Genomic DNA, 13,413 nt, shown 5'->3' with positions numbered 1-13,413 from the left:
TTGCGCGTGGCGCGGCCTGAGAGACGCTTTGGAGAAATATTGATGAGTTCACAGAATGCCGATGTACTGGCGCAAGGCCTGAAGCCGCGTCATGTGCGGATGTTATCGATTGGTGGCGTGATTGGTGCCGGATTGTTTGTTGGTTCAGGCCATGCGATCGCCGAAGCCGGTCCGGCGGTATTGCTGGCCTACATCGCTGCGGGCGCGTTGGTGGTGCTGATTATGCGCATGCTGGCTGAAATGGCGGTGGCGTCACCCGATTCCGGCTCCTTCTCCACTTATGCCGACAAATCGCTCGGTCGCTGGGCCGGCTTCACCATCGGCTGGCTGTATTGGTGGTTCTGGGTGTTAGTGATCCCGCTGGAAGCCAACGCCGCTGGCACCATTCTGCATTCGTGGTTTCCGCAGGTTCCAGTGTGGGAATACACGCTGGCGATCACTTCATTTCTGACCATCAGCAACCTGTTCAGCGTGAAGAATTATGGCGAGTTTGAATTCTGGTTCGCCCTGCTAAAAGTGGTGGCGATTGTGGCATTCCTCTGCGCGGGTAGTTTGGCGGTGTTCGGTTTGATGCCGGGCAGCAGCACGCAAGGAATTTCACATCTCTATGATACAAAGGGCTTTATGCCGAACGGCATCGGCGCAGTGCTGGCGGCGATCCTCACCACCATGTTCTCGTTTATGGGCACCGAGATTGTCACCATTGCCGCCGCCGAATCGCGCGAGCCGAAGAAGCAAATCACTCAGGCGACCAACTCGGTGATCTGGCGCATCGCGCTGTTCTATCTTCTGTCGATTTTCATTGTGGTGGCGCTGGTGCCGTGGAATACGCCGTCGCTGATGAAAGCGGGTTCTTACCAGACGGCGATGCAGATGATGAACGTACCGTACGCGAAGCAGATTGTTGATGTGGTGGTGTTGATTGCGGTGTGTAGCTGCCTAAATTCCGCGCTGTATACCGCATCACGCATGATCTATTCGCTGTCGCGCCGTGAAGATGCGCCTGCCATCGCATCACGCACCACCCGCAACGGCACGCCGTGGGTAGCGGTGCTGCTTTCTACGGCGGCCGCCTTCCTCGCGGTGATCGCCAACTATCTGGCGCCAAGCGCAGTATTTGAGTTCCTGCTCGCCAGTTCCGGTGCCATTGCGTTGCTGGTGTATCTGGTGATCGCCGCGTCTCATCTGGTGCTGCGCAAAAAGCGCGAAGCGCGCGGCGAAGTCCTCAGCTATCGCATGTGGCTGTTCCCTGGCCTGACATGGGCGACGATGGTGTTCATTGTCGGCGTGTTGATTGCCATGCTGTTTAACCAACAACACCGTCCAGAGATAATCGCCACCGGTCTGTTAACGCTGGGTGTGGTTGCCGCCAGCCGCATTGTGCAGCGCAAACGCGTGGCGCGTAAAAACGAGGAGATGGTGGCGTTACGCTCGTAACGCATTGATTCCGGGCAAGGAAGCCACGGAACTCAGTCGTACTGCACGTCGATGCTGATGGCTTCTTCCAGCACGTTGAGGTTAATCGCGCATTTGCGCCACACCGGCATACCGTTGGTCATGTTGTTATCCACGAAGTACTGCTGAAAATCCTTCAGCGCCTCCGAGAGATCGCCAATCGCGCGCGCATCGGGTTCAAACCAATCCGGTTCACCGTTTTCATCGATGTAATCGAACTGAAACTGCCCGCCATCATCGTCCGCAAACAGCTCAGCCTGAACGATCAATTCCCGCGCACCTTCGGGGCCACAGCTAAAGATGATCTGGCCGATACGGCGATAAAGGTCTTCGTATTGCATAGGTTTTGGGTTCCTCAATGGTGTTTGGTGGCGGTCGCCATAAATGGCGACCCTACGTGAACGCGAATGTCTTTTGTAGGGTCGCCATTCATGGCGACCTGCAGTTTCTCGATTATATTGACTTTAGTTCGCATGATAAGAGAATGAGGCTCTTCGAACAGAAAGTTGCAAAAAAGGGAGTTTACCATAGCCTGTTCACATCGTTTTCCCTGGGTTAACACCTACAAAAAATCCGCTGCGCTGATTGCCGTTGCCGTCGCCCTCTCTCTTGCCAGTTGCTCCTCGCCGCCGCCGAAATCGTTGGTCACGCCGTTGCCGTCGGTGAACAAACCGCCGATGCCCACCAAACCTGCGCTGAGTAAAGAGCCGGTGCGCGGCGTGTGGCTAACCACTGTTTCACGCCTCGACTGGCCGCCGATCAATTCAGTCAACGCCAGCCCAGCCAACCGCATCCACCAGCAGCAGCAGGCGTTGACCGACAAGCTGGATAAACTGAAAAGTCTCGGCATCAACACTGTGTTTTTCCAGGTGAAACCGGATGGCACTGCGCTGTGGCGCTCCAGCATCCTGCCGTGGTCAGATATGCTCACTGGCAAAATTGGCGAAGATCCTGGCTACGATCCGCTGAAGTTCATGCTGGATGAGGCGCACAAACGCGGCATGAAGGTGCACGCGTGGTTCAACCCTTATCGCGTTTCGACCAACGTCAAACCGTCCACGGTTAACGCGCTGAACAATACGCTTGCGTTGCAACCAGCCAGCGTGTTTGTGCTGCATCGTGACTGGATCCGTACCGCCAGCGACCGCTTCGTACTCGATCCCGGCATTCCCGCAGCGCGTGACTGGATCACCAGCATCGTCGCGGAAGTGGTGTCGCACTATCCAATCGACGGCGTGCAATTTGATGACTATTTCTATACCGAAACGCCCGGCTCAACTCTCAACGACAACGCCACGTTCCGCCAGTATGGTCAGGGTTTTGCCTCAAAAGCTGACTGGCGACGCAGCAATACGCTGCTGTTGATCGAGCAGGTGTCGCGCACCATCAAGCAGCTGAACCCGAATGTAGAATTTGGCGTCAGCCCAGCGGGCGTGTGGCGCAATCTTTCGCATGATGCGGCAGGTTCTGACACGCGCGGCGCGGCCGCCTATGACGAAGCTTATGCCGATACGCGTCGCTGGGTGCAAATGGGTCTGTTGGATTACATCGCGCCACAGCTTTACTGGCCATTTGCGCGCCAGGCAGCACGCTACGACGTGTTAGCCAACTGGTGGGCGGACGTAGTGAAGCCGACGCATACGCGCCTCTATATCGGTGTTGCGCTGTATAAAATTGGCGAAGCCTCAAAAAGCGAACCGGACTGGACGGTAAATGGCGGCGTGCCAGAGCTGAAAAAGCAGCTCGATCTCAACGAGTCAGTACCGCAAATTAACGGCACCATTCTGTTCCGCGAGAATTACCTGAATCAGCCACAAACCCAAGATGCGGTGAATTATTTGCGCATCCGTTGGGGCGATTAACATTATCGTAGGGTCGCCATTCATGGCGACCATTTACGCCAGCAGCTCCTCACTCTGCATCAGCGCAAAAAACGACTCCAGCTCGCGCAGCATCATGGAAGCGGCAATCGAAAGCTGGCGCTGCGGCGCAACACACAGCGACAGGGTAAACGGCTTAAGCACCGTATCAATCAGCGGGATAAACTTCAGTTCGCCGCGCCGATACTCATCAACGATATCCAGCCAGCACATCAGGCTAATTCCTACGTCATCGCGCACCAGCGAACGCAGCATATGAATGTTATTGGTGCGCGCCACTTCGCTGATCTTAATGCCCGAACTATTGATCAGCGCTTCCAGCGGGTCGGCCAACATCAGCGGCGCGGCGGGCACGATAAACGGCCAGGACTCACAATGGCTGAAGCGGATCGACTCCAGATGGGCCAGCGGATGCTGGCTGCTCACCACAATACCTAAACGTAAATCGGCAAACGACTTCACCAGCAACTCGCGTGAACTCTGCGGATTGAGCATGATGCCGAAATCCGCATCACCCGAAGTTAACGCATTGGCGATATGGATGTTGCTCATGGTGGTCAGCGTGAAAGAGATGCCGGGATAGTCGCTGCGAATACGCTGCAAGATCGAAGAGAAGAAACCGCGATTAATCGCATCAATGGTGGCGATATGCACATGGCCGTGGCGCAATCCGCGTAAATCATCCAGCTGCGTACAGACGCGGCCAAAATCCCGCTGCCAGTTTTTCGCCGCATTTAGCAGGATCTCACCCGCTGCCGTCATACGTAATCCTGATGGATGGCGCTCGAACAGCGGCATATCCAGCTGTTCCTCAACGCGCAGGATCTGCCGATCGATCGACGACGCCGAGACATGCAGCACCTCAGAAGCCTTGCGCAGCGAACCCTGGCGGGCCACTTCAGTGAAATAGAGCAGAAATCGGGAGAAGGCGAACATAAGGGGTGCTCTCTTTTTTGCAACGCATCATGCGAATTAAACAGATGGACGCTTACACAAGGGCAAAATAATAATCGCTGCCATGATAAAAACAAGGGTTTGCGCGGCCTCGCAGCCGACGACATCCCTGCTCAGGCAAATAGATGATGAAATCCAATTCTCTCGCCGTCACCGTCATCGCAAAGCAGTTCAACGGTGCAGGCAATGTGCTACTGACGCTGGCGAGTCGCAACGGCCAACCGTTGCCGGTTTTCACGCCCGGCGCGCATATTGATGTGCTTATCCCCGACGGCGGTAAACGCCAGTATTCACTCTGCTCTACGGCAGCCGATCATTATGAAATCTGCGTGCGTCTGGATCAGCGTTCAACTGGCGGATCGCGCTGGCTGCATCAGCAGTTAAATGTCGGCGATGATTTAGAGATTTCCGCCCCACGCAACCACTTCCCGCTGCCGCAAGCGTCGCGCACGCTGCTGTTTGCTGCCGGCATCGGCTTGACGCCGCTGTTGGTGATGGCCGAAACGCTGGCCGCGCGTCAGGCGGATTTTACCCTGCACCTTTACCTGAAACGCGCCGACGAGTTGGCTTTCAGCGCACGCCTGAGCAATCTCGGCGCTCGTGTCGTCATTCATTACAGCAGCGAAGGCGACAGCCTGCGCCAGCGCGTTCCCGACGATCTCTCTAAGCCAGATAACGCAGCATTGGTGTTCTGCGGTCCGGCAGGTTTTATGGAACATCTGCAGCAGCTCGCTTTGCAACACGGCTGGACCGAAACACAGCTGCACAGCGAGCGCTTCCAACCTACAACGACGGTGACGGCGGGCGTTGCGTTCGAGGTGGAGATCGCCTCCTCCGGCGCACGCTTTGCCGTGGGCGCGGAACAAACTATCGCTGAAGTGCTTGAGAATGCAGGTATCGAGTTGCCGCTTTCCTGCGAGCAAGGCATATGTGGTTCCTGTATCACCGGCGTGCTGGCAGGCGAACCGGATCACCGCGATGACGTGCTGAGTAAGCAAGAGCGTGCCGCCAATGATTGCATCGTGTTGTGCTGCTCGCGCGCGCATTCTCCGCTGCTGGTACTGGATCTATGAGCGGCTATCCGGGTGCCACCTGCGCACGTTTACCCCGCTGGCTGCTGCCAGAAAGCTGGCCTGTGACCAACAACCAACCGCAGCTGGCGACCTTACATTTCCACGCTGCGGGCCTGCAATTCGAACCCGACAGCGCAGCAGCACCCGCTGATTATCTGCCGCTGAATGGTGCGCTGGTGCTGCCCGCGTTTATCGAGCCGCACGCGCATCTGGATAAAACCTTCACCATCCAGCGCAGCCCGGCGCAACAGCCCGGTTTGCTTGCAGCAATTGCCGCCATGCATCAGGACCGCGCGCAATGGAGTACGGAAGATTTGCAGCAGCGCGCCAGCCAGGCGCTGCGCTGGGCGGTGGAAGCCGGTGTTGGTTTGCTGCGCACCCACATCGACTGGTTCTCCGTCGATGCACCATTAGCGTGGCAAGTGATTGGCGATCTGCACCATCCGCTGTGCAGCATTGAACGTGTCGCCCTCGCGCCACTGACCTTTTTCGCCGATGCCAGCGATGCGCAGCATATTGCCGCACAGGTCGCGACCAGCGGTCCCAGCGCGCTGTTAGGCGGTTTTATTCACAGCAGCAACTGGGATGCGCAGGCGTTTCAGCATCTGATGCAGGCCGCCGAACTGTGGCAGCTGGATATCGATCTGCATATTGATGAAGAACTTAACGTCGAGGCGCAGGGATTACGCTGGCTGGCGCACTATTTGCAGCAGCATCCGTTTAGCGGCGCGATTACCTGCAGCCACAGCTGCGCGCTGTCGCAGCAGGATGACGCGCAACAGATTCTTGCCGTGCTGGCGCAACACAATGTGACGTTGATTGCGCTGCCGCTCACCAACCTGCTGCTGCAGGATGCAGTGCCTGGCCGCACGCCGCGTCTGCGCGGGTTAACGCTGGTGAAAGAGGCGCAGGCGCTTGGCATTCCGCTGCTGCTTGGCGCTGACAATGTGCAGGACGCGTTCTGCCCGTTTGGCAGTTACGACCCGCTCGATACGCTGTTTAGCGCTTTGCTAAGCCTGCAACTGGGCGCGGCATTTGATCAGGCATCGGCGCTGATCTGCCAACGCCGCGCGCTGCTGGCGAATGATTTAGTGATCTTTCCGCATGCCGATGTGGCGAGCTGGCCGTTGCGGCAACGTCAGCGCTATCGGCTGAAAATGGGTGTGCGTTATGGAGAAACAACAGATGGCGCTTGATGCAGGAGCGGGACAACCGCTGGCGAAATATGCCGCGTGGCGACGCGCGGGCGACTTCATTTTCCTTTCCGGCATTATTCCGGTGAATCCGCAAACCGCCACCATTGTGCGCGGCTATGACGACATTCCCGCTGCGGCACAACAGCTGCTTGGCCGCACCGGCGAGTTCTCCACCGACATCAAAGAGGGGCCGATTCTGGCGCAGAGCTGGTACGTGCTGGAGAGCATCCGCACCACCATCGAAAGCGCCGGCGGCCAGATGAGCGATGTCTTCAAACTGGTGCAGTACTTCCGCAATCTGGACCATTTCCCCCATTACAGCCGGGTGCGTAAGCAATTTTTCCCCGATGCGCCGCCGGTTTCCACCGTGGTGCAGGTCAGCGAAATGCTGCCGAGTCCGGACGTCTTGATTGAAGTTGAAGCCACGGCGTGGTTGCCGCAATAACACGAGGAGTTGAAATGTTGCATGGTTATATTCCGGCAAACCGCTTTTTGCCGTACCTGAGCTGGACTGACATCGCCACGCTGGAGAATAAAGCTAACACCGTGATCGTGTTGCCGACCGGCGCAATTGAGCAGCACGGCCCGCATCTGCCGTGCGCGGTGGACAGCGTGATCTCATCTGGCGTGGTCGGCCATGCACTGGCGCGCTTACCGGCGGCGATCCCCGCTTACGCCATCCCGCCGATTACCTACGGCAAATCAGATGAGCACCTGCATTTTCCCGGCACGCTGACGCTGACCGGCGAAACCCTGCTGCACACCATTCTGGAGATTGGTGAATCACTTTATCGCGCCGGTTTCCGCAAATTCCTGATGGTTAACGGCCACGGCGGCCAGCCGCAGCCGTTGCAGATGGCGGCGCGCGAACTGCGTCTGCGCCACGGCGACATGATCATCATCATGCAAGACACTTTCAAAGTGCCGAACTGCGCTGAAAGCTTTATGGATGACAAAGAGCGGCAGATGGCGATGCACGCGGGACATGCGGAAACCGCGCTGATGCTGGCGCTGGCACCCGATACCGTGCAAATGGACAAAGCCGTCGCCAACTATCCGCAGGAATTCCCCTGCCCGACGCTTTCGACCAACAAACCGATGGCGGCGTGGGCGTCCTACGATTTCGGCCCAAGCGGCGTGATTGGCGATCCTTTGCCGTCCACGCCCGAGCAAGGCACGGCGATCCTCGATTCGCTGGCAGAAAGCTGGGCGCAGGTAATCACCGAAGTGCATCAAATGACGTGGGTAACGCGCGCCGAACCGGCGTGGGGCACCGGCCAGTGGCAAGGCAAAGTATTAGATCACAACGACGCAGCCGCCTTTTTAACACCTCGCTAGGGAATAACGATGAAAAAAACATTGAGCACTGTGGCCGCGCTTGCGCTGGCACTCTCGGCCCCGAGCATGGCGGCTGAGAAATTCACCTTTATGACCAACTGGTATGCGCAGGCCGAACACGGCGGTTTCTATCAGGCGCAGGCGCAGAATCTCTATCGCGATGCCGGTCTCGACGTCACCATCAAGATGGGCGGTCCGCAGGTGCATACCATGCAGCTGATGGCGGCCGGTCAGGCCGACTGCATCATCAGCGATAATATGCAGGCGCTGGAAATCTGGCAGCAAGGTATTGAAGCAATGCCGGTTGCCACCACCTTCCAGCACTCGGCGATTGCCTTCCTCACCCATCCGGATGTGAAAAATCCGGCCGATTTGCAGGGCAAAACCTTCCTGCTGGCGGCGGAAGCTTACACCTCATATTGGCCGTGGGCGCAGAGCGCGCTGAACCTGAAAAACGCCCGTGTGCGTCCTTACACCTTCAGCATTCAGCCATTCCTCGCCGATAAAAATCTGGTGCAGCAAGGCTATATCACCTCCGAACCTTTTGCGGTGCAGAAAGCCAATGCGCAGGCCAATGTCTATCCGATCAGCGATTGGGGCTATCCGCCTTACGGCAACAGCATTGTCTGCATGAAATCGACCATTGAGAAACGCCCGGCAGCGGTGGCAGCGTTTGTGAAGGCATCGATGCAGGGCTGGAAAAACTATCTGCAGGATCCCGCCGCTGGCAACGTGCTGATTAAGAAAGAAAACCCGCAGATGAGCGATGAACAGATTGCTTTCGGCATCGCGCAGATGAAGAAATACCAAATGCTGACCGGCGGCGATGCGCAAACCGGCGGCATCGGCATCATGACCGAAGCGCGCCTCAAGCAAACCTGGCAGCTGCTGGTCGATACCAAGCTGATCGATCCCGCTAAAGTGCCGTTTGACGGCAGCTACACGCTTAAATTCATTCAAGACGTCAAGGTTCTGCCATGAATACAGCCAGCCATCTGACGCTGCTGCATCCCGATGCGCAAGCGGTGCCGCGTTCTGCGGCAACACCGGCGATTGAGGTGCTGTCAGCGGAGAAAATCTATCCCAACGGCACGCGTGCGCTGCTGCCGGTCGATCTCACTATTCGTCAGGGCGAATTTGTTTCGCTGCTTGGCCCGTCCGGCTGCGGCAAAAGCACCTTGCTGAAAATGATCGCCGGGCTGATTGAACCTACCGATGGCAAGTTAATGCTGTTTCGCCGCGATCGGCGGGAGAATCAACGCGATCTGCCGCTGTCGTTTGTGTTCCAGGAAGCGACGCTGATGCCGTGGAGCAACGTGCACAAAAATGTGCGTCTGCCGCTCGATTTGGCCGGCGTGCCGCGTGCCGAAGCGGACACCCGCGTGCGCGAGATCCTCGAACTGGTCGGCCTCGGCCAGTTTGGTCACGTGCTGCCGCGCGAACTTTCCGGCGGTATGCAGATGCGCGTATCCATTGCGCGCGGCCTGGTCACGCGCCCGAAAGTGCTGCTAATGGATGAGCCGTTTGGCGCGCTGGATGAAATCACCCGCAACAAGCTGGACAGCGATCTGCTGGATTTGTGGCAGGAGCAGAAGCTGACGGTGGTGTTTGTTACCCACTCGATTCAGGAAGCGGTATTTCTGTCGCAGCGCGTGATCATGATGGCGGCGCGCCCCGGACGCGTGGTGGATGACATTCGCATTGAAACGGCCTTGCCGCGCGACGATGAGTTCCGCGTCAGCCAGGATTTCACGCACTATGCGCAACAGCTGCAACGCGGCCTGCTGGCGGCGAGCAAGGAGAGTCAATGATGAAACCGTTAGCGAGCCATCGGCAATTTCAGCAGTGGCTGTTTCCTGCCATCGTCGCGGTCGCCATGCTGCTGTTATGGCAGTTTCTGGTCACCACCTTCAAGGTGCCGGTGTTTCTGGTGCCGTCGCCGTTAGTGGTGGCGCAAAGCCTGGTGCAGAACTTCCCAACGCTGTTTATGTCCTTGCTCTACACCCTGAAAATCACCGTAATTTCCTTCGCCGTGGCGATCGTCATCGGCTCGATTGTGGCGTTTCTGCTGGTGCAAAATCGCTTTATTGAAACCGCCCTTTTTCCCTACATCGTGTTCCTGCAGGTGACGCCGATTGTCGCCATCGCCCCGCTGATCATCATCTGGGTGAAAGACACCACGCTGTCGCTGGTGGTGTGTGCCACCTTGATGGCGGTGTTTCCAATAATTTCCAATACCACGCAAGGTCTGCGCAGCGTGTCGCCCGGGTTGCTGAGCTACTTTCGCCTCAATCACGCCTCGCGCATGCAGATTCTGCTGCGCCTGCGTATTCCCTCGGCACTGCCGTACTTCTTCGGCGCGCTGCGCATCTCCAGTGGCTTGTCGCTGATTGGCGCGGTGGTGGCCGAGTTTGTCGCTGGCACCGGTGGTACCGATACCGGATTGGCGTACCAGATTTTGCAGGCCGGTTATCAGCTCAATATTCCGCTGATGTTTGCCGCGCTGCTGCTGATTTCACTGGCGGGCTTTCTGCTGTTCGCGCTGATGTCGTGGCTGACGCGCCGGGTGCTGGCGGCGTGGCATGAGAGTGAATTGAGCCCCAACTAACATCGTAGGGTCGCCATTCATGGCGACCTGGTGAGAAGGTCGCCATGAATGGCGACCCTACGGAACCCTCTTTTACCACAGGAAATAAACATGTCTGATTCCGATCGCCAGTCTGCACTGGCGGCGCTGGTCGCGGCGTTGCCTGAACTTGACTGGATTAAAGAAGCGCCGAAGGTCAAACGTCTGTCGCGCGATTTCCACTGGTTCAGCCCGGTACTGAAACCGCAGCTGGAAGAGAAGTTTGCTGAACTGGCGGTGCGTCCGCGTGATGAGCAGGAGCTGGCGCTGATCGTCGCGGCCTGCACTAAACAGCGCGTGCCGCTCAACCTGCGCGGCGGCGGCACCGGCAATTACGGTCAGCTGATTCCGCTGCACGGTGGCGTGATGGTTGACATGACGCGTCTTAATGCGGTGACCGCCGTCGGCCACGGCACGGTGCGCGCGCAGGCAGGCATTCGGCTCGGCGATCTGGAAGCATATACGCGTCCACTTGGCTGGGAGCTGCGCTGCATGCCGTCCACCTGGAAGCTTGCGACGCTTGGCGGCCTGTTTGGCGGCGGATTTGGCGGCGTGGGTTCCATCAACTACGGTCCGCTGGCCGCGCCGGGTAACGTGTTGTCGGTGCGACTGATGACCATGGAAGAGACGCCGCGCATTATCACGTTGCAGGCACCGGATGCGCTGTTACTGCATCACGCGTACGGCAGCAACGGTATTGTGCTGGAGATCGAACTGGCGCTGGCACCGCGTCACGACTGGATCGAACGCCTTGATATCTTCAACGATTTCGCGGCGGCAATGGCCTTTGCCGATGCGATTGCGCGATCGCCGGGGATGGTGAAACGCCAGATTGCCGTATTTGCCGCGCCAGTACTCAATTACTTCAGCGATCTGGCCGATGCCGATGTGGCGGGCAAGCATGGCGTGATTTCTCTGGTTGGCAGCGAAAGCAATGGGTTGTTACCTGCACTTCTCACCCAACATGCGGGCCACAATGCGCTGCATTTTGCCGAAGGTGAAAACAGCGGCCATTCGTTGATCGAGTATTGCTGGAACCACACCACGTTGCAGGCGCTGAAAATCGACAAGACGCTGACATACCTGCAAACCGCCTATGCGGCGGATAACTATCAGCAGCAGGCGTTAGCGCTGGAAGCGCAATTATCCGATGAAGTGATGTCGCACATTGAATTCCTGCGCGATATGAACGGCACCATTACCTGTAGCGGTTTGCCGCTGGTACGTTATCAGGACGAAGAGCGACTGAACGCGATTATGGATATTTACCGTGCGAACGGCGTGAAAATTAATAATCCGCATGTGATTCATATTGAAGACGGCAAACAAGGCATGGTACGTGCCGATGTGGTGGCGATGAAACGCGCCTGCGATCCGCATAATTTATTAAACCCGGGCAAATTACGCGGCTGGGAAGTGCGTGACACTTTACAGGATGTGCATATTTCTGGCGTGAACTGATGTCGTATTTACTTTGGACGTTCTTCACAACTACGCAGTATTTGAATAGCGGTAATACCTATTCGATATGCACCAATTTTTTGGTCGTACCCTCGACCAATGTATAGCGGTAGTGATTGCCGATGGTGAGTGGCAACGTTTTGCTGCTGCCCGGCCTTACGTAGGTGGTTTCTGGCTCAGCACATTCGCGGTAGGCGGCATCACATGACTGCATATTTTCGATAACCACGGTCGAATTGCCATCATTGCGTACTTCGTATTGATAGCCATTTTTCGTTACATAGGTGCTGTAATGTTCCTGACCAGGACGCACGATGATAATGCTACCCAAACCAGCCAATACTTTGATGCTTGTGGAGATCTGTATAGCGGCCGGCTGCCCATGATCGCTGTCATTACGCTCGGTGGGCATGTAACGCAGTCGATAATATCGTTCACGATCGCGATTGCCACTATAAACGATACGACTAATCTGTTGTTCCCCCGCCGCTATAACCATTCGGTTTGGGCTCACCACCAATTCGTTTTCCTGGTTATCGCTATCCAGAGCTTGTTCATGCGACTTGCCGTTGGCGTCATAAATCATTTCAACAACATTCACCCGTACAAAAGCGGTGTTATCACCGTTATTATTGACGCTTTTCTCAAAGGTATTCTTGTCGGATGGCATAAAGTCATACATGTCACCAATGCTGATCAATGCCGCTACCGAGGACGAGATCGGTGTCAGCAGACATAACGCCATGATAATTGCTTTCATAATAGGGCTCTCAATATAATTTACAGTACTGTAGGCTCAAACACTATTTCAACTGTCCCTATATAAGCACCCGGAATAATAGTTTCATCAGAAACAGGGGTAACTGTTAAGGAGAATTCCCGGCCATTCGCGTTGTTTATCTCGAGTGGTAACGTGCTTCCAACCGGAATTATTTTTTTATCTAAATTAACCTCAAGAGGAATAAAGTGAGAATTACTGCCAATTTGTGGCACTGCTGAAAGATGTACGGATATTGAATTGGAACCCCCTTTAATCTCTAGCAAATTTCCAACTGTCTCTAATTGAGTGGTAGGTATATTCCAGCGCGCAGATTGCATGCAAGTATTACACTCACTTTTTGCCACAACATGAAAACCACTGGGCTGGCTAGCGGTCTGCACATTGATTATTTCAGCTTTGGCCATCAACGAAAAACTTACCAGAGTAAGAGCGATAAAGTTTTTTCGCAGAGCGTTCATAATTTAAAATTCCAAAGGTTGTTTTTTGCATGAATGGCAATTTCGGCGATGAAGATAATAACTTTTTAGCATCAAAACACACCCGAATTAAACTGAATTATCCTGACACATCAAATCTCACAATTACCATTAATAATCAATAAGATAGTGAGACCGGTAAGGAAAAGTAAGACAAAATCTTCTTCAGCAAA

Annotated in this window: 14 protein-coding genes; 10 read left to right on the top strand and 4 right to left on the bottom strand. The window is 55.9% G+C overall.

Features of this window, described 5'->3' with window-relative positions; translation table 11 throughout:
* The first annotated feature begins 42 nt into the window (after positions 1-42).
* Complete coding sequence (gene gabP, locus NR302_RS21295) at positions 43-1,437, top strand: GABA permease (protein ID WP_374990659.1); 1,395 nt, start codon at positions 43-45, stop codon at positions 1,435-1,437.
* 32 nt (positions 1,438-1,469) lie between these two features.
* Here the strand turns inward: gabP and NR302_RS21290 are convergent, their stop codons facing one another.
* On the bottom strand, positions 1,470-1,796 hold the full coding sequence (locus NR302_RS21290; RefSeq protein WP_008107499.1) for a hypothetical protein: 327 nt from the start codon (positions 1,794-1,796) through the stop codon (positions 1,470-1,472).
* Between the two features lie 186 nt (positions 1,797-1,982).
* Between NR302_RS21290 and NR302_RS21285 the strand changes: the two genes are divergently transcribed.
* A complete protein-coding gene (locus NR302_RS21285) occupies positions 1,983-3,317 on the top strand; it encodes a glycoside hydrolase family 10 protein (protein WP_258145856.1) in 1,335 nt (444 codons plus the stop codon).
* Positions 3,318-3,350: 33 nt separating this feature from the next.
* On the opposite strand, the gene NR302_RS21280 is transcribed toward NR302_RS21285, so the two are convergent.
* Positions 3,351-4,271, bottom strand: coding sequence for a LysR family transcriptional regulator (locus NR302_RS21280; RefSeq protein WP_008109635.1), 921 nt, complete (start codon positions 4,269-4,271; stop codon positions 3,351-3,353).
* 143 nt (positions 4,272-4,414) lie between these two features.
* Between NR302_RS21280 and NR302_RS21275 the strand changes: the two genes are divergently transcribed.
* From NR302_RS21275 to NR302_RS21240, 8 genes are all read left to right on the top strand, one after another.
* Positions 4,415-5,362 (top strand): PDR/VanB family oxidoreductase, encoded by a 948-nt coding sequence (locus NR302_RS21275; protein ID WP_258145774.1) that lies wholly within the window; start codon positions 4,415-4,417, stop codon positions 5,360-5,362.
* Positions 5,359-6,558 (top strand): amidohydrolase family protein, encoded by a 1,200-nt coding sequence (locus tag NR302_RS21270; RefSeq protein ID WP_258145773.1) that lies wholly within the window; start codon positions 5,359-5,361, stop codon positions 6,556-6,558. The genes NR302_RS21275 and NR302_RS21270 overlap by 4 nt, the downstream gene beginning before the upstream one ends.
* Positions 6,548-7,003 carry a RidA family protein gene (locus NR302_RS21265; RefSeq protein WP_061719502.1) on the top strand — a complete coding sequence of 152 codons (456 nt, stop codon included), beginning with the start codon at positions 6,548-6,550 and terminating at the stop codon, positions 7,001-7,003. Before NR302_RS21270 ends, NR302_RS21265 begins: the two co-directional genes overlap by 11 nt.
* Before the next feature lie 14 nt (positions 7,004-7,017).
* Entirely contained in the window at positions 7,018-7,896 is an 879-nt protein-coding gene (locus NR302_RS21260; protein ID WP_258145772.1) for a creatininase family protein, read from the top strand.
* 9 nt (positions 7,897-7,905) lie between these two features.
* A complete protein-coding gene (locus tag NR302_RS21255) occupies positions 7,906-8,877 on the top strand; it encodes an ABC transporter substrate-binding protein (RefSeq protein ID WP_258145771.1) in 972 nt (323 codons plus the stop codon).
* On the top strand, positions 8,874-9,707 hold the full coding sequence (locus NR302_RS21250) for an ABC transporter ATP-binding protein (RefSeq protein ID WP_258145770.1): 834 nt from the start codon (positions 8,874-8,876) through the stop codon (positions 9,705-9,707). Before NR302_RS21255 ends, NR302_RS21250 begins: the two co-directional genes overlap by 4 nt.
* Positions 9,704-10,504 (top strand): ABC transporter permease, encoded by an 801-nt coding sequence (locus NR302_RS21245; protein ID WP_008110749.1) that lies wholly within the window; start codon positions 9,704-9,706, stop codon positions 10,502-10,504. The genes NR302_RS21250 and NR302_RS21245 overlap by 4 nt, the downstream gene beginning before the upstream one ends.
* A gap of 90 nt (positions 10,505-10,594) precedes the next feature.
* Complete coding sequence (locus NR302_RS21240) at positions 10,595-11,983, top strand: FAD-binding oxidoreductase (protein ID WP_258145769.1); 1,389 nt, start codon at positions 10,595-10,597, stop codon at positions 11,981-11,983.
* 58 nt (positions 11,984-12,041) lie between these two features.
* Here NR302_RS21240 and NR302_RS21235 read toward each other — a convergent pair whose 3' ends face one another.
* Together NR302_RS21235 and NR302_RS21230 are read right to left on the bottom strand one after the other, a co-directional pair.
* Positions 12,042-12,743, bottom strand: coding sequence for a molecular chaperone (locus NR302_RS21235; protein ID WP_258145768.1), 702 nt, complete (start codon positions 12,741-12,743; stop codon positions 12,042-12,044).
* A gap of 20 nt (positions 12,744-12,763) precedes the next feature.
* Positions 12,764-13,222 carry a hypothetical protein gene (locus tag NR302_RS21230; RefSeq protein WP_258145767.1) on the bottom strand — a complete coding sequence of 153 codons (459 nt, stop codon included), beginning with the start codon at positions 13,220-13,222 and terminating at the stop codon, positions 12,764-12,766.
* Positions 13,223-13,413 lie beyond the last annotated feature (191 nt).

The organism is Pantoea sp. SOD02 (assembly GCF_024707505.1).
Lineage (GTDB): Bacteria > Pseudomonadota > Gammaproteobacteria > Enterobacterales > Enterobacteriaceae > Pantoea > Pantoea symbiotica.
Note: the sequence above shows the minus strand (reverse complement) of the source record. Positions and strands in the feature narration are given on the sequence as shown.

Bases quoted from the DNA above. Each gene is read 5' to 3' on its own strand.
- gabP (WP_374990659.1), top strand. From the start codon at position 43: ATGAGTTCACAGAATGCCGATGTACTGGCGCAAGGCCTGAAGCCGCGT.
- NR302_RS21240 (WP_258145769.1), top strand. From the start codon at position 10,595: ATGTCTGATTCCGATCGCCAGTCTGCACTGGCGGCGCTGGTCGCGGCG.
- NR302_RS21260 (WP_258145772.1), top strand. From the start codon at position 7,018: ATGTTGCATGGTTATATTCCGGCAAACCGCTTTTTGCCGTACCTGAGC.
- NR302_RS21290 (WP_008107499.1), bottom strand. From the start codon at position 1,796: ATGCAATACGAAGACCTTTATCGCCGTATCGGCCAGATCATCTTTAGC.
- NR302_RS21245 (WP_008110749.1), top strand. From the start codon at position 9,704: ATGATGAAACCGTTAGCGAGCCATCGGCAATTTCAGCAGTGGCTGTTT.
- NR302_RS21275 (WP_258145774.1), top strand. From the start codon at position 4,415: ATGATGAAATCCAATTCTCTCGCCGTCACCGTCATCGCAAAGCAGTTC.
- NR302_RS21230 (WP_258145767.1), bottom strand. From the start codon at position 13,222: ATGAACGCTCTGCGAAAAAACTTTATCGCTCTTACTCTGGTAAGTTTT.
- NR302_RS21280 (WP_008109635.1), bottom strand. From the start codon at position 4,271: ATGTTCGCCTTCTCCCGATTTCTGCTCTATTTCACTGAAGTGGCCCGC.
- NR302_RS21255 (WP_258145771.1), top strand. From the start codon at position 7,906: ATGAAAAAAACATTGAGCACTGTGGCCGCGCTTGCGCTGGCACTCTCG.
- NR302_RS21250 (WP_258145770.1), top strand. From the start codon at position 8,874: ATGAATACAGCCAGCCATCTGACGCTGCTGCATCCCGATGCGCAAGCG.
- NR302_RS21235 (WP_258145768.1), bottom strand. From the start codon at position 12,743: ATGAAAGCAATTATCATGGCGTTATGTCTGCTGACACCGATCTCGTCC.
- NR302_RS21270 (WP_258145773.1), top strand. From the start codon at position 5,359: ATGAGCGGCTATCCGGGTGCCACCTGCGCACGTTTACCCCGCTGGCTG.
- NR302_RS21265 (WP_061719502.1), top strand. From the start codon at position 6,548: ATGGCGCTTGATGCAGGAGCGGGACAACCGCTGGCGAAATATGCCGCG.